25 protein-coding genes and 1 pseudogene are annotated in these 22,732 nt (G+C 73.8%); 14 read left to right on the plus strand and 12 right to left on the minus strand.

The window, feature by feature from the left end:
• Positions 1-74: 74 nt before the first annotated feature.
• The 3 genes from K377_RS29110 to K377_RS29120 all read right to left on the minus strand — a co-directional run bounded on the left by K377_RS29110 (position 75) and on the right by K377_RS29120 (position 2,220).
• The gene (locus K377_RS29110) at positions 75-680 is read right to left on the minus strand and encodes a hypothetical protein (protein WP_181512670.1); all 606 of its coding nucleotides are present in this window, start codon (positions 678-680) and stop codon (positions 75-77) included.
• A gap of 178 nt (positions 681-858) precedes the next feature.
• Complete coding sequence (locus K377_RS29115; protein ID WP_111666542.1) at positions 859-1,686, minus strand: MOSC domain-containing protein; 828 nt, start codon at positions 1,684-1,686, stop codon at positions 859-861.
• 75 nt (positions 1,687-1,761) lie between these two features.
• Positions 1,762-2,220: a DUF6643 family protein gene (locus K377_RS29120; RefSeq protein ID WP_111666543.1), complete on the minus strand. Its 459-nt coding sequence runs from the start codon at positions 2,218-2,220 to the stop codon at positions 1,762-1,764.
• Positions 2,221-2,408: 188 nt separating this feature from the next.
• On the opposite strand from K377_RS29120, the gene K377_RS29125 reads away from it, so the two are divergent.
• Complete coding sequence (locus tag K377_RS29125; protein ID WP_237551939.1) at positions 2,409-3,629, plus strand: TerD family protein; 1,221 nt, start codon at positions 2,409-2,411, stop codon at positions 3,627-3,629.
• A gap of 9 nt (positions 3,630-3,638) precedes the next feature.
• Here the strand turns inward: K377_RS29125 and K377_RS29130 are convergent, their stop codons facing one another.
• Positions 3,639-4,805, minus strand: coding sequence for a glycosyltransferase (locus K377_RS29130; RefSeq protein ID WP_111666545.1), 1,167 nt, complete (start codon positions 4,803-4,805; stop codon positions 3,639-3,641).
• Between the two features lie 58 nt (positions 4,806-4,863).
• On the opposite strand from K377_RS29130, the gene K377_RS29135 reads away from it, so the two are divergent.
• Positions 4,864-5,646 carry a glutamate racemase gene (locus K377_RS29135; protein WP_161195172.1) on the plus strand — a complete coding sequence of 261 codons (783 nt, stop codon included), beginning with the start codon at positions 4,864-4,866 and terminating at the stop codon, positions 5,644-5,646.
• Between the two features lie 76 nt (positions 5,647-5,722).
• Positions 5,723-6,286 carry a hypothetical protein gene (locus K377_RS29140; protein ID WP_111666546.1) on the plus strand — a complete coding sequence of 188 codons (564 nt, stop codon included), beginning with the start codon at positions 5,723-5,725 and terminating at the stop codon, positions 6,284-6,286.
• Positions 6,287-6,309: 23 nt separating this feature from the next.
• Here K377_RS29140 and K377_RS29145 read toward each other — a convergent pair whose 3' ends face one another.
• Entirely contained in the window at positions 6,310-7,359 is a 1,050-nt protein-coding gene (locus tag K377_RS29145; RefSeq protein WP_258395154.1) for an O-antigen ligase, read from the minus strand.
• Positions 7,360-7,537: 178 nt separating this feature from the next.
• A complete protein-coding gene (locus tag K377_RS29150; RefSeq protein WP_111666547.1) occupies positions 7,538-8,059 on the minus strand; it encodes a MaoC family dehydratase in 522 nt (173 codons plus the stop codon).
• 158 nt (positions 8,060-8,217) lie between these two features.
• Here K377_RS29150 and K377_RS29155 point away from each other — a divergent pair, with 158 nt between their 5' ends.
• Positions 8,218-8,496, plus strand: coding sequence for an SHOCT domain-containing protein (locus tag K377_RS29155; RefSeq protein ID WP_258395155.1), 279 nt, complete (start codon positions 8,218-8,220; stop codon positions 8,494-8,496).
• A 19-nt stretch (positions 8,497-8,515) separates the two neighbouring features.
• Here K377_RS29155 and K377_RS29160 read toward each other — a convergent pair whose 3' ends face one another.
• The 3 genes from K377_RS29160 to K377_RS29170 form a co-directional block, all read right to left on the minus strand.
• Positions 8,516-9,400 carry a universal stress protein gene (locus K377_RS29160; RefSeq protein WP_111666548.1) on the minus strand — a complete coding sequence of 295 codons (885 nt, stop codon included), beginning with the start codon at positions 9,398-9,400 and terminating at the stop codon, positions 8,516-8,518.
• Between the two features lie 25 nt (positions 9,401-9,425).
• Entirely contained in the window at positions 9,426-11,789 is a 2,364-nt protein-coding gene (locus tag K377_RS29165; protein ID WP_111666549.1) for a phosphoketolase, read from the minus strand.
• Positions 11,790-11,860: 71 nt separating this feature from the next.
• Positions 11,861-12,724 (minus strand): universal stress protein, encoded by an 864-nt coding sequence (locus tag K377_RS29170; protein WP_111666550.1) that lies wholly within the window; start codon positions 12,722-12,724, stop codon positions 11,861-11,863.
• A gap of 167 nt (positions 12,725-12,891) precedes the next feature.
• On the opposite strand from K377_RS29170, the gene K377_RS29175 reads away from it, so the two are divergent.
• The 5 genes from K377_RS29175 to K377_RS29195 are packed head-to-tail and all read left to right on the plus strand — an operon-like array spanning position 12,892 to position 15,648.
• Positions 12,892-13,401 (plus strand): hydrogenase maturation protease, encoded by a 510-nt coding sequence (locus tag K377_RS29175; RefSeq protein WP_111666551.1) that lies wholly within the window; start codon positions 12,892-12,894, stop codon positions 13,399-13,401.
• Positions 13,402-13,417: 16 nt separating this feature from the next.
• Positions 13,418-13,783, plus strand: coding sequence for a HypC/HybG/HupF family hydrogenase formation chaperone (locus K377_RS42870; RefSeq protein ID WP_111666552.1), 366 nt, complete (start codon positions 13,418-13,420; stop codon positions 13,781-13,783).
• Positions 13,780-14,514 (plus strand): CBS domain-containing protein, encoded by a 735-nt coding sequence (locus K377_RS29185; RefSeq protein WP_111666553.1) that lies wholly within the window; start codon positions 13,780-13,782, stop codon positions 14,512-14,514. Before K377_RS42870 ends, K377_RS29185 begins: the two co-directional genes overlap by 4 nt.
• Positions 14,515-14,543: 29 nt before the next feature.
• Positions 14,544-15,086: a flavodoxin domain-containing protein gene (locus K377_RS29190; protein WP_111666554.1), complete on the plus strand. Its 543-nt coding sequence runs from the start codon at positions 14,544-14,546 to the stop codon at positions 15,084-15,086.
• A gap of 4 nt (positions 15,087-15,090) precedes the next feature.
• Entirely contained in the window at positions 15,091-15,648 is a 558-nt protein-coding gene (locus K377_RS29195; protein WP_111666555.1) for a hypothetical protein, read from the plus strand.
• Positions 15,649-15,666: 18 nt separating this feature from the next.
• Here K377_RS29195 and K377_RS29200 read toward each other — a convergent pair whose 3' ends face one another.
• The 3 genes from K377_RS29200 to K377_RS29210 are packed head-to-tail and all read right to left on the minus strand — an operon-like array spanning position 15,667 to position 19,741.
• Positions 15,667-18,105, minus strand: a complete 2,439-nt coding sequence (locus K377_RS29200; protein WP_258395156.1) for a glycoside hydrolase family 65 protein — start codon at positions 18,103-18,105, stop codon at positions 15,667-15,669.
• Entirely contained in the window at positions 18,102-18,848 is a 747-nt protein-coding gene (locus K377_RS29205) for an HAD family phosphatase (protein WP_111666556.1), read from the minus strand. Before K377_RS29205 ends, K377_RS29200 begins: the two co-directional genes overlap by 4 nt.
• 41 nt (positions 18,849-18,889) lie before the next feature.
• The gene (locus K377_RS29210) at positions 18,890-19,741 is read right to left on the minus strand and encodes a universal stress protein (protein ID WP_111666696.1); all 852 of its coding nucleotides are present in this window, start codon (positions 19,739-19,741) and stop codon (positions 18,890-18,892) included.
• 44 nt (positions 19,742-19,785) lie between these two features.
• Here K377_RS29210 and K377_RS42875 point away from each other — a divergent pair, with 44 nt between their 5' ends.
• The 5 genes and pseudogenes from K377_RS42875 to K377_RS29235 all read left to right on the plus strand — a co-directional run bounded on the left by K377_RS42875 (position 19,786) and on the right by K377_RS29235 (position 22,715).
• Entirely contained in the window at positions 19,786-20,172 is a 387-nt protein-coding gene (locus tag K377_RS42875) for a 4Fe-4S dicluster domain-containing protein (RefSeq protein WP_375605972.1), read from the plus strand.
• On the plus strand, positions 20,169-20,633 hold the full coding sequence (locus K377_RS29220) for a Crp/Fnr family transcriptional regulator (RefSeq protein WP_111666558.1): 465 nt from the start codon (positions 20,169-20,171) through the stop codon (positions 20,631-20,633). The genes K377_RS42875 and K377_RS29220 overlap by 4 nt, the downstream gene beginning before the upstream one ends.
• Complete coding sequence (locus K377_RS29225; RefSeq protein WP_111666559.1) at positions 20,630-21,445, plus strand: FAD/NAD(P)-binding protein; 816 nt, start codon at positions 20,630-20,632, stop codon at positions 21,443-21,445. Before K377_RS29220 ends, K377_RS29225 begins: the two co-directional genes overlap by 4 nt.
• A 141-nt stretch (positions 21,446-21,586) precedes the next feature.
• On the plus strand, positions 21,587-22,237 hold the full coding sequence (locus tag K377_RS29230) for a CBS domain-containing protein (RefSeq protein WP_258395157.1): 651 nt from the start codon (positions 21,587-21,589) through the stop codon (positions 22,235-22,237).
• Positions 22,237-22,715 (plus strand): annotated as a pseudogene (locus K377_RS29235) (hypothetical protein). The gene K377_RS29230 and the pseudogene K377_RS29235 overlap by 1 nt, the downstream one beginning before the upstream one ends.
• Positions 22,716-22,732 lie beyond the last annotated feature (17 nt).

The raw sequence follows: 22,732 nt of genomic DNA on the forward strand, positions 1-22,732 counted from the left end.
GGCGCTCTTCCTGAGAAAGGTGGGTCCACCGTAGCGCGCGCGGAGCACGGCAGTTGACCGGAGTCGCGACCCTGTCAGCTGCCCGTGCCGGTCCTGCCCCAATCAGGGCCCGCTATGTCCCAGGCGTGGTCCCAGCGCGCGTACCGGCGCCGGACCATCCGCCACACGACGAGCCTGCGCGTGCCCTCGAAGAGACCGCCGACGGCGACGGCCGTGCCGAAACCGGCCAGTACCGCGTGGGTCGTCGCCGTGGCCCGGTCGAGCGGACGGCCGACCACCCGGCCCCGCTCGTCGGTCCACAGCGGGAAGGTGTCCCCGCGGTGCGGGGACTGGAGCGCGGCGATGACGCGGTCACGGTGCGCGGTGCCGTCCGGCGCGATCCAGGTCGCGACGACGCGGCTGTGCGCGTCCCGCGCGGTGGACGTCTCGGGGTCGGAGTCGAGGGGCGGCTGCGCCACTTTCCGTACGACGGTCGCCGTGATCTCGTGACGCCGGCTGTGCTGCTCGTCCACCGAGCGGTACAGCGCGTCACGGGAGAGGGAGCCCGCCACCGCGCCGGCGACGGGCGCGGCGACGACGATGAGGACCAGCGCGATCAGCGCGATCCAGGCCTCGGCAAGATCGGTGCCGCGGCGCAGTGGGTTGTGCCGCCAGCGCCAGATTCCGATGACCGCCCGCACAGCCTGCACCCCCTTCCACGTCCGTCCTCGCCTCGGACGGCAGCGCCTCCGCGCGGGGGAGCGAGGAAAGGGACCTCGCGCCGCCCGACCGGCTCGCCGGTGTCTCCGGCACTGCCATTGTCCCTCAACGAGTCTGTCGCGCCGCCGGGTTCCCCATCCGGGTGACGGTTATTCGACGCTATTCGACGACGGTGAGCGGATCTCCGAGCCGGATCGACCCGGACGACTCCGGAACCAGGTTCGTCCCGAAGCACAACTGGTCGCCGAAGCGCCGGTGCCGGGCGAGGGTGCGCAGCGGTTCCTTGCCACGCTCCGCGGTCTCCTGGTTCGTGGTGGTCACCACGCAGCGGCCGGACTTCTTGGTGATACGGAACGTGACCTCGCCGATCGTGATGCGTGTCCAGTCGTCCTCGGCCCAGGGGGAGGTGCCCGAGACGACCACATTCGGCCGGAAACGGTTCATGGGGAGGGGGCCCTCGTCCGCGTGATCGCCCTGGGCGATGAGGGAGTTGAGGGCATCGAGGGAGGAGAGGGTGGTGAGCAGCAGCGGATAGCCGTCGGCGAAGCTGACCGTCTCGCCGGGCCGGGCGTACGCGGGATCGATCGGGCGGCGGGACGCCGGATCGTCGAGGTGCATGAGCCGGACCTCGGTGTCCAGACAGGCGCTCCACCAGGCGTGCGCCTCGTCCGCCGCGGCCACGGCCTCCACCTTGTCGCGCCACACCTCGATGACGGTCGTCGGGCCCGGCTCGGGCACCTGTACGGTCAGCGGCCGCGTCCCGGGCGCGGACAGCCGGAGGGCGCCGCCGGGCAGCAGGCCGGCGGAGGCCAACGCGAGGCGCGGATGCGGCCGTTGCGTAATGATCTTGCCTGCCGCGTCGACCAGGACCCAGCGACGGTCACCCGCGAGCCCCCACGGTTCCACGACCGCCTCGTGCGGTGCGTGCCCCCGAACCGCCTTCAGCGGGTAGACATGGATCGAACTGAGCACGGGCTGCTGCGACATGGGGCCATCTTGCCAGCAGGCACCGACAACCCCATGTGCGGGCCGTGCGCAGGGGCCGCGGTGACGGCCCCCGGATCAGTAACCGCGGTACTGCTGACGGTTGTACGGGTCCTCGTACGGTGCGGGCGCGGGCCGGGGCGCGGCCGGGCGCATCGCCTCGTAGCCGGTGCCGGGAGCCTGCCGCTGCGGCTGGGGCTGCTGGCCCTGGTAGCCGCGCGGGGCGGCCGTCTGCTGCGGGATGTACGCGGTCGGTGCGGCCTGCATGTGCGCGGGCTGCATCGGCGCCTGCATCGCCGGGGACTGCTGCTGCGGATAGCCGTACTGCGGCGCCGGCGCGGAGGGGCCGGCGGGCAGTGCGGGCAACGCGGCCGGAAGCGCCGGGAGATGGCTTCCGGTGTCGTACGCGGAGGGGACCCGGATCGGGGCGATCTGGGGTGTGCCCCGCTCGGCGACGAGGGAGTCGTAGATCGGGGTGTCCGGGAAGGACGGCGCGGAGTAGTAACCGCCGCCATAGGTGGAGCGGGGGGAGGTCATGGCACATAAGTTAAGCCCACGATGTGGTCGATGGGGTAGCCCGATAAGAGGGTTCTTTTGCGTGTCGGGTGTGACCGTGCGTCCCCAATGCGAGCGAACTCGTCAAAAACGGTCGTTGTGCGGCGTTAGATTCGTGTAAGGGCCGAGATCTCGGCGGGTACATCAGCGAGCCTGTGATGGGGGCCGACATGACGATGGGCAAGGGAACGAATGTCGCCGTGCAAGCCTCGGCGGTCCGGATCGAGCTGGGCTGGCGCGGCGGCCCCGGTGTGCCGGACGCGGACGCCTCGGCGCTGTTGCTCGCCTCCGGACGGGTCCGCTCCGACGCCGACTTCGTGTTCTACAACCAGCCCGCTCACGCGTCCGGCGCGGTACGGCACGAGGGCAAGACGACCACGGGCGGTGCCGTGACGGACACGCTGTCCGTGGATCTCGCGCGTGTGGAGCCGGACATCGAGCGGGTCGTGCTCGCCGCCTCGGCCGACGGCGGCGCGTTCGGCAGCGTTCCCGGTCTGCACATCCGCGTGCTCGACGCGGCCTCCGACGCCGAACTCGCCCGCTTCGACAGCACGGACGCCACGGTCGAGACGGCGTTCGTCCTGGGCGAGCTGTACCGGCGAGAGGGCGCGTGGAAGTTCCGCGCGGTCGGCCAGGGCTACGACAGCGGCCTGGCCGGGCTCGCCACCGACTACGGGATCACGGTCGACGAGCCGCAGACGGCGGCCGCCCCGCCGCCGATGCCCACGGCGCCGCCCGCCGTCACCGCGCCGGTCCGCCTCACCAAGGTGACGCTCACCAAGGCCGCGCCCTCGGTGTCTCTGGCCAAGCAGGGCGGCACATCGGGCGCGATGCGGGTGAACCTCAACTGGGAGGTGCGCAAGCAGTTCAGCGGCTGGGGCAGCAAGCGCGGCCGGGCCGTCGCCCGCCACCGCGACCTCGATCTCGACCTGTGCGCCCTGTACGAACTCACCGACGGCCGCAAGGGCGTCGTCCAGGCCCTGGGCAACGCCTTCGGATCGCTGCACCAGCCCCCGTACATCCACCTCGACGGCGACGACCGCACCGGCGGTGTGGCCAGCGGCGAGAACCTCACGATCAACCTCGACCACAAGAATGCGCTGCGCCGCGTCCTCATCTTCGTGACCATCTACGAAGGCGCGCGCAGCTTCGCCGACCTGCACGCCACGGTCACCCTCGCGCCCCTGGGCGGAGCGCCGATCGACTTCTCCCTGGACGAGTGCACGGTCCCGTCCACGGTGTGCGCGCTCGCCCTCATCACCAACGACGGTCGCGACCTGACCGTGCAGCGCGAGGCCCGCTACCTCGTGCCCGAGCGGGGTGTCAGCCCGCAGCGCACCGTGGACCGCGCCTACGGCTGGGGCATGGACTGGACCCCGGGCCGCAAGTAGCGGGCCGGGTCAGGACGTGGCGTCCGGCCGGGCGTACGTCCGGCCCTTCCACGCCGCGCCCCGCCCCCGGTAGTGCTGCACGGCGGAGTCCACCGTCATCAGGAGGTACAGGAACGCGGTGAACGGCAGCAGGGGAGCCAGCCACAGCGTCTGCCGGTAGTAGCGCAGCATCGGGATGTACGTCGCCGTCATCACCGCCCACGCGAGACCACCGAGAAGCGCCACCGGGCCGCTGCGGGCGACGAGGCCGAGGAACACGGCGGCGGGCGGCACCAGGTAGACCAGCGCGAGCCCGAGCACGGTCCCGAGCAGGACCAGCGGGTTGTGCCGCAACTGCGCGTACGCGCTGCGCGACACCATGCGCCACAGGTCCGTCAGACGCGGGTAGGGGCGCACGCTGTCCACGTGCTCGGCGAGACCGAGCCAGATGTGGCCGCCGGAGCGCTTCACGGCCCGCGCGAGCGACACGTCGTCGATGACGGCCTGGCGGATGGCGTCCGGGATCCGCGCCCGGTCGGCCGCCTCGGCGCTCAGCAGGACGCAGCCGCCCGCCGCCGCGGCCGTGCGCGACTTCCGGTCGGCGATCCGGCGGAACGGGTACAGCTGGGCGAAGAAGTACACGAACGCCGGGACGACCAGCCGCTCCCACCCGCTCGCCACCCGCAGCCTGGCCATCTGCGACACCAGGTCGAAACCGCCCGCGCCGGCCGCCGCCACCAACTCCCGCAGGCTCTCCGGCTCATGGGCGATGTCCGCGTCGGTCAGCAGCAGGTACTCCGGGCCCCGCGCGCGTGCCAGCGTGATCCCGTGCCGGACCGCCCACAGCTTGCCGGTCCAGCCCGCGGGCGGCTCGCCGGGGGAGTCGACCGTCAGCGGGAGCCCGCCGTAGCGGTCGGACAGCGCGCGGGCCAGCGCGCCGGTGCCGTCCGAACTGCCGTCGTCGATCAGGAAGATCTCGGCGTGCCCCGGGTACTCCTGGGCGAGCAGGGAGGGCAGGCTCTCGGGCAGCACCTCCGCCTCGTCACGGGCCGGGACCACCACACAGACGTCCGGCCACCGCACCGGATCCGTGCGCGGCGGCAGCCGCAGATCGGTGCGCCAGAAGAACCCCTGGCACAGCAGCAGCCACAGCCATGCGGCGAGTGCGGCCGCGGTGATCCACACAACGACGTCCATCCGCCGCAGTCTGCCCCACCGGCGCGGTTCTGTCGGACCGATCGTCTATGGTTTCCGGGTGAAGATCGCGCTCATGGACTCGGGAATCGGACTGCTCGCGGCCGCCGCCGCGGTACGGAGCCTGCGGCCCGACGCCGATCTCGTGCTCTCCTCGGATCCGGACGGCATGCCCTGGGGCCCGCGCACCCCGCAGGACGTCACCGAGCGGGCGCTCGCCGTCTGCGAGGCCGCCGCCGCGCACCGCCCCGACGCCCTGATCATCGCCTGCAACACGGCGTCCGTGCACGCCCTGCCCGCGGTCCGGGCCCGCCTGGAGCCGGAGATCCCCGTCATCGGCACCGTCCCCGCGATCAAGCCCGCGGCGTCGGGCGGCGGCCCCGTCGCGATCTGGGCCACGCCCGCCACGACCGGCAGCCCGTACCAGCGCGGCCTGATCCGCGACTTCGCCGCCGGTGTCGAGGTCACCGAAGTGCCCTGCCCGGGCCTCGCCGACGCCGTGCAGTGGGCCGACGAGGACGCCATCGACCGCACCGTCGCGGCCGCCGCCGCGCTCACCCCGCGTGACGTGCGGACTGTCGTCCTCGGCTGCACCCACTACGAACTGGTGGCGGAGCGTATCCGCGCCGCGCTGGAGCAGCCCGGCGCCGAGCCGCTCACCCTCCTCGGCAGCGCGGGGGCGGTCGCCGCGCAGGCGCTGCGCAGGGCGGGCGACACGGCCCGTACGAAGACCGGGCACAGCGGGCTCACCGTCCTCCTCAGCGGCCGCGAGGAAACGCTTCCGCAGGCGGCGCTCACCTACGCCGAGGGCCGGGCGTTGCAGACCGTCAGCCACGCCGGGTGACCGCGGCCACCGTTCCGGAGCAGTGACTCTCCGCGAGGCGGTGCCTCCGCGGCGGAACATGAGTAGTCTCGAGTGCATGAGGAAAGACGCCGCCGACGCAGCTCCCGGGCGACGCACGTCCGACCGGGTGACCGAGATCTGGACCGGCCGCGCGCACAACCGTGTGCAGTGGCTGCTCGCCCTGGGCGGCCTCGCCTGCCTGGCCCTGGGCATCGAGCTCGCCGTGGACAGCTCCTGGGCCACCGGGATCGCCGCCCTGGCGATGTCCGTGGTCGGACTGATCGCCGTCGGCCTGCTGGTGCTCTTCGGCACCCTCGCGTTCCTGCACGTCGCGGTGAAGGTCGACAAGGACCACCTCGAAGTGCGCTGCGGCCACGTCGGCCTGCCGCGCCGCCGGATCCCGCTCGCCCATGTCGTCGACGCCGACTTCGCGCCGCGCGTCACCCCGCGCCAGTGGGGCGGCTGGGGCTACCGCTGGCGTCCCGAGATCGGCACCGCCGTCGTCGTCCGGCGCGGCGAAGGCGTCGTGCTCAGCCTCGGTGACGGCCGGAAGTTCACGGTGACCGTCGACGACGCCGAGAGCGCGGTGCGCCACATCCGCGACCGGCTGAAGCCGGCTCCCGCGCGGCCGGTGGCCTGACGCCCCGCTCGCCCGTCGACCGATCAGCCTCGGCCGCCCCGGACAGGTTCCGGGGCGGCCGCGTCGTCCACCGGCTCGTCGCCGAACGGCACCGCGGTGGCGATGCCCGCGAGCAGCCCCGCGCCCGCCGTCACGGCCGTGAAGCTGAGCGGATTCCCGACCGTCGCCAGCACCGCCACCCCCGTCAGGGCCGCTCCGGCCGTGAGCACCACCGGGGTCGGGCGGGTCGAGCGCCACAGCACGTACAGCAGCCAGCAGTACGCGGCCGCGAGCAGCGCGAGCCCGACGAAGCCCTGTTCCGCCGCGACCTGGAGCACGGCCGAGTGCGGTCGGGCGTCCGGTACCGAGGGCGCCGTGTACAGGGTGGACACCGTGCCGAACTCCTCGAACCGGCCCGGTCCCGCCCCGAGCGCCGGATCGGACGCGGCCAGGTCCAGCGCCCGGTGCCACAGCCGGACACGGTCCTCGGACAGCTCGCTCTCCAGGAACGACGCCGGCCCCGGCGGCAGGGCGCCGCCGGCGAGCGCGACGCCGAGTCCCGCCACCGCGGCCGTGCCGACGCCGAGGCCCAGGAGCGCTCCCGCGCGGTGCCGGAGCCGGGCCGCGGCGAGCGCGCACAGGACGACGCCGCCACTCGCCGCCGCTCCGGCCGCGGATCCGGCCACGGCACCCACCACGACGGTGCCGGCCGACAGCAGATGCAGCGCGACCCGCATGCGCCGGGTCCGTGACGCCCAGGCCGCGCAGGCCAGGGCGCCCGTCGACAGCACCAGCAGCGCGGCCGTCGCCCCGGCGCCGCCCAGCGGGCCCGAGGTGTTCGGGGCGGGCACCGCCTGCGGGGACGCGACGGCCAGGCCCAGACCGGCGGCTCCGACCACGCAGGACGTGGCGACCGGGGCGAGCCCGCCGGCGATCCGCCCGCCCGCGTATCCGGCGGCGACGGCCAGGACGGCGAGCAGTACCCCTTCGGGGCGGCCCGCCCGCGCCGTCGCCGTGATCAGTGACCATGCCGCGCAGCCGCCGAGCACGGCGATGCCCACGACGTCCGACGCCCCGCGCCGTCGCCGCTCCACTCCCGGCCCGGTACTCGTGGACCACCCCGTCGATCCCAACCCCGTCGCCCCCCGACTGAGACGGGCCCCGCACGCGCATGGCCGGATCAGGCACCACGCCGGGGACTCGGGCACACGGTAACGGCTGGTGCGGCGCTTTGGGCCGCAGTTGCGCAGGAACGTTCCTGGCGCGGTTGCGTCAGTGCTGCGGCGCGGGTCGGCCGGCGTCGCGGCTGCGCAGCAGGTTCATCGCGGTGAGCGTGAGGACGGTCTCGTCGTGCTGGTTGAGCACCTCGACGTCGGTGTGCACGATGCCGCGGTCCGGCTTGGAGCGCGAGAGCCGCGCCGCGCGGACCGTCGTACGGATCGACAGCCGGTCCCCGGGACGGACCGGACGGGTCCAGCGCAGCGTGTCGATGCCGGGCGAGGCCAGACTGGCGATCCTGCTGACGTAGTGGTCGGCGTAGAGCCGCATCATCACCGACGCGGTGTGCCAGCCACTGGCGATGAGCCCGTCGAACGGCCCCGCCGCGGCGGCGACGGGGTCGGTGTGGATGCTCTGCGGATCGAACTCCCCGGCGAACCGAAGGATGTCCGCCTCGGTCACCGCGATGCTCCCGTACCGGTAGGTCGCACCGGGGACGTAGTCCTCGAAGTACCGAGCCTCCACGGGGGTGGTGAAGTCGGGGCCGATGGCGGAGGTCACTGGAGTCGTCGTCATCGGCGCACGCTAGCCCATCGGGCGCGCTGTCCGGCGCGCGGTGTTGGCCCCTTCGGCCCATGACGGGGCCGGAGTTCGGGGCCACGGTGGAAGCGAGGCGCAGGTACCGCGGGGCGCCGGGCCTCCCGTGCTCTGGGCCCGTGAGGGAGTGAGCGACTGTGCTGTTCTGGAACGAACACGACGCCGGAGGATGGGCCTGGTTCGCCATGTCGGCGGGGATGCTGCTGTTCTGGCTGCTCGTGGGCGTGATCGCCGTGCTCTCGTTCCGGGCGCTGTCCCGCCCGGAGCGGACCGTGCCGACCCGGGAGGCCGCACCCGGGACGATCCTCGACGAACGGTTCGCGCGCGGTGACATCGACGAGGACGAGTACCGGCGCCGGCGGGCCGTCCTGAGCGGACGGCCCGCCGGCGAGGGCGACCGGCTGCGGAAGCGATGAGGTGGAAGGAGGCCGCTCCTCAGTCGTGGGGCACCAGCAGCACGGGGCACGCCGTGCGGTGGATCAGGGCGTGGGCGACGTGGCCCAGGCGGGCGCCCGCCGCCGTCCGGCGTCCGACGAGCACGAGCCCCGCGGTCTCGGCCGCCATGAGCAGACGGTGGGCCGGATGGCCGTATTCGAGACGCTCCACGACCTGAATCTCGGGGAACTTGTGCCGCCACGGCCGCAGCGTCGCATGCAGCATCTTCAGCCGTTCCGTCTCGGCGCCCGCGGCGTCGCCGGGCGGTGTGGTCCCGGGCGTGCAGCCGTGCAGCACCGGCAGCGTCCAGGCGTGCAGCACCTGGAGATCCAGGCCGCGCACCGCCGCCGCTTCGAAGGCGTGAGTGAGCAGTTCGTCGCCGGGGTGCGCGAGGTCCAGGCCGGCCAGCACGGGACGGTAGGGCGCCGGGACCGGCCCCGTGCGCTCGTCCTCGGGGCGCTGCCCGGCCCTGACGAGGGCGACCGGGCCGGTGGCGCGGGCACAGACGGCGGCGGCCACCGAGCCCACGAGGAAGCCGGTGAAGCCGGACAGGCCGCGGGAGCCGAGCACCAGCATCGTCGACGTGGCGGCGGCGTCGAGCAGCACGGGCACCGCGGCGCCTTCGGTGTGGCCGAACCGGATCTCCAGCGCCGGGTGCGCGTAGGAGAGCTGGCGCGGCAGATCGTGCAGGGCGGCGGCCGCCCGCTCGGCCGGGGCGTCCAGCTCCGGAAGGCCGGACGGCCCGGCCGCGCCGGGACCCGCGTGCAGCAGGCGCAGCGGCAGACTGTGCCGTACGGCTTCGCGGGCGGCCCAGTCGGCGGCGTCCCGGCTCTCGGGGGAGCCGTCGATGCCGGCGGTGATCGGGCGCGCGGACAGGGGTGACATGAGGCGGACCTCCTCGGGGCGCGGGTCAGCCGGTCCAGGACCAGGCTGCGACGTCGGGCAGATCGGTGCCGTGCTCGCGGATCCAGGTGTGGTGCCGGGTCCTGGCGTCGGCCATCCGCTGGCGGACCGCCGCCGCGCGGACGGCGAGTCCGGGCACCCGGTCGATGACGTCCATGACGAGGCGGAAGCGGTCGAGGTCGTTGCGCACGACCATGTCGAACGGCGTGGTCGTGGTGCCCGACTCCTTGTAGCCGCGCACGTGGAGCCGGGCGTGGCCGGAGCGGCGATAGGTGAGCCGGTGGATCAGCCAGGGATATCCGTGGTAGGCGAAGATGACGGGTTTACCGGGGGTGAACAGGGCGTCGTACGCGAAGTCGGCCATCCCGTGCGGGTGTTCGTCGTGCGGCATCAGGCGCGTCATGTCGACGACGTTGACCACACGCACCGTCAGCTCCGGCAGGTACCGGCGCAGCAGCGAGGCCGCGGCGAGGACCTCCTGCGTGGGCACGTCCCCCGCGCAGGCGAGGACGGCGTCCGGCTCCCCGGAACCGTTCTCCGTGCCCGCCCACTCCCAGATCCCGGCGCCGCGCGCGCAGTGGGCGCGGGCCTCGTCCAGCGAGAGCCAGTCGAAGCACGGCTGCTTCCCGGCGACGATCACATTGACGTAGTCACGGCTGTGCAGGACGTGCTCGGCGACGGACAGCAGTGTGTTGGCGTCCGGCGGCAGATACACCCGGACGACATCGGGACTCTTGTTGAGGACGTGGTCGACGAAACCGGGATCCTGGTGCGAGAAGCCGTTGTGGTCCTGACGCCACACGTGTGAGGTGAGCAGATAGTTCAGCGAGGGGACGGGGCGCCGCCACGCCAGCTGCCGTGCCGTCCTGAGCCACTTGATGTGCTGGTTCACCATCGAGTCGACGATGTGCACGAACGCCTCGTAGCAGGAGAACAGCCCGTGCCGTCCGGTGAGCAGATACCCCTCCAGCCAGCCCTGGCACAGGTGTTCCGACAGCACCTCCATCACGCGGCCGTCCCTCGCCAGGTGCTCGTCCGTCGGCCTGGTCCCGGCCTGCCACGCCTTCCCTGTCACGTCGAACAGCGCCTGGAGCCGGTTGGAGGCGGTCTCGTCCGGTCCGACCACACGGAAGTCGCGGCGCCGGGCGGTGTCCCGCATGACCTGTGCGAGCAGATCACCGAGGACACGGGTCGGCTCGTGGAGCGTGGTGCCCGGCTTGTCGACGGGGACGGCGAAGCGTTCGAGCGGGGCGAGGGGCAGGCGCCTGGTCAGCAGGCCGCCGTTGGCATGCGGGTTCGCGCCCATGCGGCGGGTGCCCTCGGGTACGTGTGCGAGGACCGGGGGAGTGGGCCGGCCCTGCGCGTCGAAGAGTTTCTCGGGCCGGTACGAGCGCAGCCACTTCTCCAACTGGGCCAGGTGCTCGGGATTTTCGCGCACGTTCGCGAGCGGCACCTGGTGCGAGCGCCACGTGTCCTCGACGGGTTCGCCGTCCACCGTCCGCGGGCCCGTCCAGCCCTTCGGGGTGCGCAGCACGATCATCGGCCAGCGCGGTCGCGCCGTGTTTCCCGCCGTACGTGCCTCGTGCTGGATCCGCGCGATCCGGTCCAGGCAGTCGTCGAGGGCCCGCGCCAACTCCCGGTGTACGCGCAGGGGTTCGCGCCCCGTGACGTGGACCGGCTCATGACCGAATCCGCGCAGCAGGTCGTCAAGTTCGGACTCGGGCAGCCGGGCCAGCACGGTCGGATTGCCGATCTTGTAGCCGTTGAGGTGGAGGATCGGCAGGACCGCGCCGTCGTGCACCGGGTCGACGAACTTGGTGGAGTGCCAGGACGCGGCGAGCGGACCTGTCTCGGCCTCGCCGTCGCCGACCACGCACGGCACCAGCAGCCCCGGATTGTCGAGGGCCGCGCCGTAGGCATGGGCCAGGGAGTAGCCCAGCTCGCCGCCCTCGTGGATCGAGCCGGGGGTCTCCGGCGCGACATGGCTCGGGACGCCGCCGGGGAAGGAGAACTGCCGGAACAGCCGCCTCATCCCGGCGGCGTCCCGCGTCACGTCCGGGTACACCTCGGTGTAACTGCCGTCCAGCCACGCGTTGGCGAGCACCGCGGGGCCTCCGTGGCCCGGGCCCCAGACGCACAGCGCGTCCAGGCCGCGCGCCCTGACGGCACGGTTCACGTGGGTGTGCACGAGGTTGAGTCCGGGCGAGGTGCCCCAGTGGCCGAGCAGGCGCGGCTTGATGTGTTCGGCCGCCAGCGGCCGGGTGAGCAGCGGGTTGTCGAGCAGATAGATCTGTCCCACCGACAGGTAGTTGGCGGCGCGCCAGTGCGCGTCGAGCGCGGCCAGCCGGCTCTTCGTCGGGTCCTTCGCCATCGGGATCCTCCGCAAAGGGGCTCGGGTACAGGAGCGTGAGGTGTGCGGCGCGGGTGTCCCGCGCGGGCCGGTCAGTCGTGCGGGACGACCGCGACCGGGCACGCGGAGTGGTGCAGCACGGCATGGCCGACCGGACCGAGCTGCAGCCCGAACCCGCTCCTGCGCCGCCGGGCGCCGACGACGAGCAGATCCGACCGGTCGGACGCCGACACCAGGACGTCGCGCGCGGGCCCCTCCTGCTGCACGGCGTGCACCGGCACCGAGGTGTACCGCTCGGCGGGATCGTGCAGCGCGGCCGCCAGCTCGTTCTCCGCGTGCACCACATGCGCCGCGCGGTCGTCGGTCGGGAAGTCGGGCAGCTCGTGGGCGGGGCAGCGCCAGGCGCGCAGCGCGACAAGGCGCGACCTGCGCAGCTCGGCGGTCCGAAACGCGAACTCTGTCGCGGCGGCGGCCCGTTCGGGCTCCCCGATGCCCAGGGCGACCTGACCGTAGCCGCCCCGCACGTTTTCGTCGTGGCCCCGGACCACGACGACCGGGCACTGGGCGTGCGCGGCCACCGGCAGGCTGACCCCGCCGAGCAGCAGCCCGCCGAACGTGCCGTGCCCACGGCTGCCGACCACCAGCACACCCGCGTCGTGCGACGCCTCGATCAGCGCGGTGGCCGGATCGTGCGCCACCACCTCCGCGGTGACGCCGAGCTCGGGGGCGCGCTTGGCGGCCCGTTCGACGGCTTGCGCGGCGATGTACTCCGCGTGCCGCTGTACGGCCCCGCGGTCCGTGCCGAACGACGGCCTGCGGTCCTCGTAGTGCCCCCACCGGGAAGCATGCAGCACCCGCAGTGCGCCGGCGCGCCGAACGGCCTCGTCGACCGCCCAGTCCAGCGCCTGAAGGCTCGGTTCCGAGCCGTCGACCCCGATGATCAGCGGATCTTCCACGGTTCTCGCCTCCTCGCCGGCGGACCCCGGCGGGGGCCGTCGTGCACACGCTGGCACCGGGCGCGCGCCGGGTGGAGGGGCGAACCGGTCCCGCTGGACGGGTCGTTCGGCCCGTGCGCCGAAGCCCCGGCGCGCACGACAGTGGGAGGGAACGAAGGAGCCGGCCGATGGCAGCCAGGGCGGGACGCACACGTATCGCGGTGATCGGAGTGGGCAACATGCTCCGGCGCGACGAGGGCGTCGGCTGGGCGGCCGTCGCCCTCCTGGAGGAGCGGGCGCGGCACAGGCCGCTGCCGCCGGGCACGGCCCTCGCCGTCTGCGACGGGGACCCCGGACGGCTGATCGGACTCTGGGAGGGCGCGGAGCTGGCCGTCGTCCTGGACACCGCGCACACTCACCCCGGCCGACCAGGACGTGTGCACCGCATCGCACTCGACGCCGCACACCTGAACCGCCCGTGCGCGGCGGGCTCGCACGGCCTCGGGCTCGCCGGGGCCGTCGAACTCGCCCGGTTACTCGGCCGGTTGCCGGGCCGCCTCGTCGTGTACGCGGTCGAGGGCGCCGATCACTCGCTCGGTACGCGGATGTCGCCCGAGGTCAGGGCGAGCGTGGCACACCTGGCGGCCGCGGTGGAGGACGAGATCGTGCGGCACCGCGACGCCGCCGCCCACCGGTGATCTGGGAGGTGGCCGAATGGGGTGCGTCGCCGTGTGCGCCGACATCTGCGTACGCCGTGAGGTCTGCCTGGAGTACACCCCCGTAGCCGCTGTGGACACCCCTGTCGTCGTCCACGTCGGGTTCGCCCTCACCACCCTCGACGAGGCCGAGGCACGGCGCACCCTCGACGTGCCGCGCGCCAGGGCCGATACGGCCTCGGGCGAGCTCGGCGAACCCCTGCCGCCCGGGGCCGGACAGCGCCCCCGGGGCCGGTCGGCCCCGCCTCGTTGCCCGGGATACCCCTCACGGACGACGAGCATCCGGCGGACGCTGGATGAGAGCCGCGGTGCACCCCGCCGCTGTGCGACGAGGGCGGCACGGGCAAGGAGGCGGAGGACATGAAGCACAGCAAGGTCGGTTCGGTGATGGTGGGAGACGTCGTACGCGTCGTCGACGGCACCCCGTTCAAGGAGGTCGCGCGGCTGCTGAACCAGCACCGCATCAGCGGCCTGCCGGTCGTCGACGACAACGAGCGGGTCGTCGGAGTGATCTCCGAGACCGACCTGCTGACCCGCGAGGCACAGTCCGCGCGGCCGGACCCGCCCCCGCACCGGCCGCACTGGCCGCGGGCCGCCCGACGCGGCGGGCGTGCCGAGCGGCAGAGGGCACGGGCCCGTACGGCGGGACAGCTGATGTCCGCGCCGCCGGTCACCGTGCACGCCGACGACACGATCGCCGAGGCCGCCCGCACCATGGCCCGCCGCAAGGTGGAGCGGCTGCCCGTCGTCGACGAGGAGGAACGGCTCGTCGGCATCGTCACCCGCCGCGATCTGCTCCAGGTGTTCCTGCGGCCGGACGACGAGATCCGCCGCGAGATCGTCGACGAGGTCCTCGTGCGCGGCCTGTGGCTGACACCGCAGACCGTGTCCGTGCAGGTGCACGAGGGCGTCGTCACCCTCGACGGGCAGCTGGAACGGCGCAGCGAGAAGGACATCGCCGCACGGATGACCGGCCACATCGACGGCGTGATCGGTGTCGTCGACAAGCTGACCTACCGGCTCGACGACTCGCGTCTGCGCCCCGACGAACCGGCGGTGCACGGCGTCGCCGACGACTGGCTGCGCAAGCTGTGACGCCACGATCCGAAGGAGGTCGCGAGACGATGGTGAAACCCGGGGAGCCCCGCGTACTGGTCGCCTACGGGTCGAAGAACGGCTCCACGGCCGAGATCGCCGAGCGGATCGGCGAAGCGCTGAGCAAGGCAGGCTGCGCCACATCGGTGTACCCCGCGCGCGAGGTGTCCGGAGACGTCGCCGCGTACGACGCCGTGGTGCTCGGCGGCGCGCTCTACTCGGGCCACTGGCACCGCGACGCCCGCCGCTTCGTCCGGCGCGCCGGGCCGCGGCTCGGCGCCCGGCCGCTGTGGCTGTTCAGCAGCGGTCCGCTGGACGCGTCGGCCGCCGAGCGCGACATCCCGCCGGTGCGCGGCGTGCGCCGCGTCGCGGGGCGGCTCGACGCGCGCGGGCACATCACCTTCGGCGGGCGCTTGGACGAGCACGCCCACGGCCGGACGGCCCGGACGATCGTCCGCGCGGGCAGGGGCGGCGACTTCCGGGACCTCGGCCAGATCACCGGCTGGGCCGAGCTGATCGCCCGCGATCTCCTCGCCGCCCGAAGCGGTCCCGGAGACACGGAAGGGACGTGACGTCATGCGGTGGGGTTGGCTGCTGCGCAGGAACCCGCTGCTGCGCCGGTCCGATGTGGTCGAGGCCTGGACGGTGCTGTGCGTGACCGCGTCCGTGCTCGTCGGCGCGCCCGTCACCGCCCTCGCCGTCGGCGCGCCGGTCGTCGCGGGGGTGCGGGCCGACTCCCGCGTCCAGCACCGGGAGCGGCACCCGGCGAGCGCCCGGCTGCTGCGGGACGCCCCGCCGGCGGTGACCTGGGCCGGCTCGTCGGGCTCGGTCAGAACGATGCACCAGGTGCCGGTGCGCTGGAGGACGGCCGACGGCACCGTCGTGACCGGTACCGCGCGGGTGCCCGCCGGCACGACCAGCGGCGAGCCCGCCAGGATCTGGCTGGACCGCCGGGGCCGGCTCACCGAGGCGCCGCTGGACACCTCCGACATCTGGCTGCGCGGGGTGTCCGCGGGCGCCGCAGCCGGGAGCGGCGTGGTCACCGTGGCCCTGCTCGCGGGCTGGTCGGTGCGCCGCCACCTGGACCGCGGGCGGCTCGCCGCGTGGGACCGCGCGTGGGCGGCCTGGGTGTGACGGCCCGCCGGACACCGCTCAGCCGGGCGGGCCGAGGCCGTCGGTCTCCGGGGCGGCGGAGAGCAGCAGCTCGCACGATTCGCCCGGCCGCACCGTGACGGCCCGGTCCGGCAGCTCCACGCGGATCGGTTCCTGGTCGGAGACCGGCACGGTGAGCCGCAGCCGCCCGTGCGAGAGCCGCAGCCGCACACCCCAGTGACCCCGGTAGCGGATCGTGAACCCGTAGCCCGGATCGGTGAGTTCGGGCAGCGGCGCGGGATCCAGCCACAGGGCGCCGTCGCCCGTCCGCAGCCCCGTGAGCCCGCGCTGCACCAGGTCGAGCGTGCCCGCCATGGCGCCCAGATGGATGCCCTCTCCGGTGGTCCCGCCCTGCACGTCGGCGATGTCCCCGCTCAGCGCCTCGCGCACGAACGTCCAGGCCTCCGACCGCCGTGCCCGCGCGAGCACCCAGCCGTGCACGAGACCGCTGAGCGTGGAGCCGTGGCTGGTGCGGCGCAGATAGTGGTCCACCGTGCACCGCCAGCCGGCGTCGTCCAGCCGGTAGCCCAACTGGCCCAGCAGGGAGGCGAGTTCGCGCGGTGCGAAGAGGTGGCCGAGCATCAGCACGTCGGCCTGTTTCGAGGCCTGGTAGCGGTTGACGCTGTCGCCCTCGGCCTCCAGGATCCGGTCCAGGCGCCGGATGTCGTCGTACCTCTTGCGGTACGCGTCCCAGTCCAGCTCGGCCAGATCCGCGTACCCCTCGAACTGGTCGATGACGCCGGAGCGGAACGGCACGTACAGCCGGTGTGAGACGTCCCGCCAGACCTCCGCCTCGCCGTCGTCGAAGCCGATCCGCTCGGCGAGTTCGGCCCGCCGCGGCTCCGGCAGCGTGGCCAGGAGATCGAGCGCGCGGGCGAGCACCCAGGCGGCCGTGACATTGGTGTACGCGTTGTCGTCGACGCCGGGCCGGTCCGTGTCCGGGTACGCGTCGTGGTACTCGTCCGGGCCGACGACGCCGCGGATCCGGTAGCGGCGCAGGTCGTCGTCGTACTCCGCGCGGTCCGCCCAGAACCGGGCGATCTGGATCAGCGTCTCGGCGCCCTTGGTGTGCAGGAACTCGGTGTCGCCGGTCGTCTGCGCGTACCGCCAGATGTTGTGCGCGATCGCCGAGCCGACGTGCTGCTGGAGATGGGTGTGGTCGGGCAGCCAGCGCCCCGAGCGCGGGTTCAGGTGCAGCCGCTGGGTCTCCTCGCGGCCGTCGCTGCCGCTCTGCCACGGATACAGGGCGCCCCGGTGGCCGGCGTCGCGGGCGGCCCGGCAGGCGGCGCCGAGACGGCGGTGGCGGTAGGCCAGCAACGCCCGTGACACCTCGGGGAAGTGCAGGTCGAGGTAGGGCAGCACGAAGAGCTCGTCCCAGAAGACGTGGCCGCGGTAGGCCTCGCCGTGCAGTCCGCGCGCCGGGACGCCCACGTCGAGGTCCGCGGTGTGCGGCGAGAGCGTCTGGAGCACGTGGAAGAGGTGCAGCCGCAGGATGCGGCCCGCCTCGCCCGGCACGTCGAGTTCGGCGCGCCGCCACAGCTGGTTCCAGGCCGTCAGATGGGAGGCGAGCAGCTCGTCGAACCCGGGCGCGCGGCCCACCGCGTCGACGGCCGCCCACAGCGGGTCGCTGATCGCGGGGGTCCGGGAGGTGTACAGCGCCACGGTCTTGTCCACGGTGACCGTGCGCCCCGCCGTCACCGGCAGGTGGAGGAGCTGCCCCGCGCAGGCCGTGTGCTGGTGCAGCACCTGAGCGCGCACCGGGTCGGGCGAGGTCGTACGGGCCGCGAGCGCGATCCGCAGATCGGAGGTGCGGGTGCGGCAGCGCAGGGTCATGACGCGCGGACCGGCGCAGCCCGGGTGCACGTCGACGAGGTGGGCGCCGCTCAGATCGCCGTAGCGCGGCACCCCGGCGTTGCGCACCGTGCCGTGGATCGCCGACTCCACATCCAGCTCGCCCGACCAGTTCTCCGGTGTGAACTCCGAGCGCAGGAGCGCCAGTTGCGGCTCCGCCATGTGGACGAGGCGGACCTGCCGCACGGTGACGCGGCGGCCGCGCGCGTCCTCGTACCGGGTGAAGCGTTCGAACACCCCGCGCTCCAGCCGCAGGGTGCCGCGGTGGGCGAGCACCCGGGAGCGGTCCGGGTGCAGCCAGCCGGCCGCGCCGCGGTGGTCGTGGGGGCGCAGCCGCAGGGCGAGCCAGTCGGGCAGGTTGACCATGTCCTCGTTCTCCACGGTGCGACCCGCGATGTGCGAGGTGAGGCGGTCGTAGCAGCCCGCCGCGTACGTGCCCGGGTAGTGGACCTCGTCCGCGGTGCACTCGGGCAGCGCGCCCCGGGTGGCGAAGACGCCGTTGCCGAGTGTGCACAGCGCCTCGCGCAGCCGTTCCCGGGCCGGGTCGTACCCCTCGTAGGACCATGTGGTGGGCCCCGTCGGGATCACCGGACAGCCCCTTGCGTCACCAGTTCTCCGAGATCGGGGACGACCACGTCCGCCCCGGCGGCGACGAGCCGGCCGCGGTGCGTGGGGCCGCCGACACGGTCGACGCCGACGACGACGGCGAAGCCGCCGCGCCGGGCCGCCGTCACCCCGGACACCGCGTCCTCGACGACCGCGGTGGCGCCCGGCGCGGTCCGCAGCCGGCGGGCCGCCTCCAGGAACAGATCGGGGTGCGGCTTGCCGCGCAGGCCGAGTCGGGCCGCCTCCGTGCCGTCCACCACCGCGTCGAACAGGTCCACCACATGGGCGCGGCGCAGGAGTTGCCCGGCGTGCCGGGACGCCGACGCGGCGGCGAGCAGCACGCCCTCGGACAGCAGCGTGTGCAGCAGGTCGACGGTGCCCCGGAAGGCGGGTACCGGCGCGCCCGCGCGCAGCCGCTCACCGTAGGCGCTGTCCTTGGCCTCGGCGATCGCGTCGACCACGGCGGGTTCGGGCCGCACCCCGCGGGAGACGAGGAACGCGGTCGCGCCGTCGCGGCGCGCCCGGCCGTCCACGTACAGCGGGTAGTCGACGAGTACGTCGAACGGCCGCTGGTCGTCCGGCCGTTGCGGCGGGTGCTCGCGCAGGAACGTGTCGAACGCGCCCTTCCAGGCCGCCGCGTGCAGATGCGCCGAATCGGTGATGACACCGTCGGTGTCGAGCACCACCGCCGCTACGCCGTGCAGCGGTGCGGCGATCCCGCTCATGAGCCTGCTCCTTCCGGAGGGGGGAGGGTTGTGGATCCCGGTCAGTCGCCGTGCCGGGGGACGACGGCCACCGGACATCGCGCATGGTGCAGCACCGCGTGGCCCACCCGGCCCAGTTGCAGACTGATGTGACCGTGCCGCCGCCGGGCGCCGACCACCAGCAGATCGGCGGCGGCCGACCGGTCGATCAGGACGCGCCGCGCCGGACCCTCGACCACATCGGTGCGCACCACCACGTCGGGGTGCGCGCGGGAGGGCTCGTGGACCGCCAGGGCGACCATCCGTTCCGCCTGCTGCCGCTGAGGGCGGGCCTGTTCCCCCGCGGCCTTCTCGTACGCGGGTGAGCGCCAGGCGCGTACGGCGTCGAGGACACATCCGCGTGCCGCCGCTTCCTCGAAGGCGAACCGGAGCGCGGAGCCGCCGGAGGCCGTCTCGCCCACGCCGAGCAGGATCCGTTCGTGCCCACCGGCCAGGGCCACCGGATCGCCGCGCACCACGATGACGGGGCAGGCGGCGCGTGCGGCGACCGTCAGGCTGACCGAGCCGAGCAGCAGTTCCCGCACCGGGCCGCGCCCGCACTCCCCGGTGACCAGGGCGCGCGCGTTACGGGCCGCGTGCAGCAGGGCGTTCGGGGCCTCCTCGGGCCGCACCACGGTGGAGATCCGCAGCTCGGGGCGGCGGGCGTGCGCGCGGCCGCACGCCGTGACCAGGAGCCGCTCGGCGCCGTCGCACCCGCCGGGAGCCCCCGGATCGGTTCGCTCGTAGCGGTCCCACAGCGACGCGTGGACCAGCCTCAGCGCGCACGAGTGGCGGCCCGCCTCGTCGGCCGCCCAGTCGACCGCGCGCAGGCTCGACTCCGATCCGTCGACCCCCACGACCAGAGGAAGCTCCACGGCGAACACCACCTCTCGGCACGGCGTCGCGGCCCGCTCCCACTGTGGCACCGCGCGCCGGTGGACGGCCCCTCGCGGGGGACGTTCCGCCCCGGGCGAACGGGGACCGCCGCCATCGGGCCGGACGGCGGGCCGCCGAAGGCGACCGGGCCGCGGCAGGGACCGGTCGGCCCCTGCCGCGGCCCGCTCCGCACGCCCACGGTGGAGGTGAGGGTCCGACGCGGCGGACGAGGGGAGATGACCATGCGGGGCTCGTACGGGCCACCGCGCGCAGTCGTTTCCAGTGGTGGCTCACCCATCAACTCTCCACCTGGCCAGCCCAGTTCGACTCGCCGGGATGTGCCGGCTGCGGCCGCTGCGTCACCTGGTGCCCCGTCGGCATCGGCATCACCGAAGAAGTCACCGCGCTCGCGAAGGAGGCAGGACGATGATCGCGACGACCACCCCGAGGATGGGGCAGGCGCTCCCCGCCGCACACCGGGGCCGCCTGATGAGCGTGGCACGGCAGGTGAACATCCCCGAGGGAGCCCGCCTGTTCGAGGAGGGCGGCCGCGCCGACCGCTTCTGGATCATCCGCTCCGGCACGGTGGCCCTCGACATGCACGTACCCGGCCGCCGTTCCGCCGTGATCGAGAGCCTCGGATTCGGCGAACTCGTCGGCTGGTCCTGGCTGTTCGAGCCGTACCAGTGGCAGCTCGGCGCGGAGACGATGAGCCCGGTGCGGGCCCACGAGTTCGACGCCGCGCTGGTGCGGGACATGTGCGACGCCGACGCAGACCTGGGCCGCCAGGTCGGCCACTGGGTCGGCGAGGTGCTCAGCCACCGGCTGCACGCGGCCCGCGTCCGCCTCCTGGACCTGTACGCCCCGCACGGCAGCGGATTCCCGCGATGACGACGTGCCCGGTGCCGGTCGGCTACCGGGTGTCCGACCGCTGGGACGAGACGCACGACACCGTCACCCTGCGCCTCGAACCGGCCGGACGCCCGCTGGCCCCGTTCGCGCCGGGCCAGTTCGCGATGGTCTGCGCGTTCGGCGTGGGGGAGATCCCGGTGTCGGTCAGCTCGCTGCCGACCGTCGGCCACGGACTCGCCCACACCGTGCGCGAGGCCGGCCCGGTCTCGGCCGCCCTGTGCCGCAAGCGGATCGGCGACACCGTCGGCCTGCGCGGACCGTTCGGCACCGGCTGGGGCCCGGAGCAGGCGTACGGGCGTGATGTGCTCGTGGTCGCCGTGGGGATCGGACTCGCGCCGCTGCGCCCCCTCGTGCGGCACGCGGTGGCCGAGCCGTCCCTCTACGGCCGCGTCAACGTCCTCGTCGGCGCCCGCACCCCCGGCGATCTCATCTCCCGCGTGGAGACGCGGCGTTGGCCCACCGCGTACACCGGCGTCACCGTCGACCACTCGGACCGCTACTGGCGCGGCGAGACCGGCCCCGTCACCCGGCTGCTCGACGGCGCGCACTTCGACTCCGCCCGCACCACCGCCTTCGTGTGCGGACCCGAACCGATGATCCGGGGCACCGCCCGCGACCTCGTCCACCGCGGCGTGCCCGCCGACCGGATCCGGGTCTCCCTGGAGCGCGCCATGCGCTGCGCCACCGGCCACTGCGGGCACTGCCGGCTCGGACCGGTCCTGCTCTGCCGCGACGGACCCGTCATCGGGTTCGACCGCGCCGACCCCCTCCCGTCCACCAGGGAACTGTGACGCCCATGAGCACCCTGTCGCCGGCCGCCTTCACGCCGCCCTCCGGTGACGGCCTCCGCCGACTCGCCCTGCATCTCCCGCTCCACCCACTTCCTCGACCCTCACCGTCGAGCGAGTCCCACCGGCCCCGAGGAGGCTGCCGTGAGCGTCAGCCCGCACATCGTCAGTGACGTCATGACCCACACCGTCGTGGCCGTCGGCCGCGACGCCCTCTTCAAGGACATCGTCGAACTCATGGACCAGTGGAAGGTCGGCGCCGTCCCGGTCCTGGAGGGCGAGAGCCGCGTCGTCGGAGTCGTCTCCGAGGCCGACCTGCTGCCCAAGGAGGAGTTCCGCGACGCCGACCCCGACCGGATCGAGCAACTGCACCGTCTGTCCGACCTGGCCAAGGCGGGCGCGGTCAGCGCCGGCGAGCTGATGAGCAGCCCCGCCGTGTGCGTGCGCCCCGACGCCACCCTCGCCGAGGCCGCCCGCATCATGGCCCACCGGAGGGTGAAGCGACTGTCCGTCGTCGGCGCCGGGGGCAGCCTCGAAGGCATCGTCAGCCGCTCCGACCTGCTGAAAGTGTTCCTTCGTCCCGATGAGGAGATCGCCGAGGAGGTGCGGCACACCGTCGCCGCTTACCTCTTCCCCGACGAACAGATCACTGTCGTCGTGGCCGACGGCGTGGTCACCTTCGGCGGGACCCTGCGCAACCGCAACCTGGTGCCCGTCGCGGCCCGCCTCGCGCGCGCCGTCGAAGGAGTCGTCGACATCCGCATGGACTTCACCGGACCCGCACCGGCCGACTGATGACGTACCGGGCGGAGTACCGCGATCCGGTCCTGGCACGGCCGACTGCTTGCCGAGCTGACGGCCACAGCCACCCGCCGTGGCGGATCACGGAAGTGCGGGGCGGGCGGAGGCACACCCTGGTCCGCCAGGGCATCGACGCCGTCCTGCCCGCCGGGATCCGCATGATTAGCGGTCCCGGATGCCCGGTCTGCGGCACCCCGCTGGAGACGCTCGACCGGGCCAAGGCGATCGCCGCCATGCCCCGTACCGTGTCACCGGCTTCGGCGACATGCGGCGCGTCCCCGGCTCCACCACCGACCTGCTGTCCCTGCGCGCCCGCGGCGCCGACGTGTGCGTCGTCCAGAGTCCGATGGACGCTGTCCGGATCGCGGCGCGGCTGCCCGGACGCCAGGTGGTGTTCCTCGCCGTCGGCTTCGTCGGCGCGGGACGCCTTGTCGACATGCCGACCTGGGAGCTGCTGCCGCGCATCTGCTGAGGCCGCCGTTCCAAGGG

The organism is Streptomyces sp. PsTaAH-137 (genome assembly GCF_003259365.1).
Classification (GTDB): Bacteria; Actinomycetota; Actinomycetes; order Streptomycetales; family Streptomycetaceae; genus Streptomyces.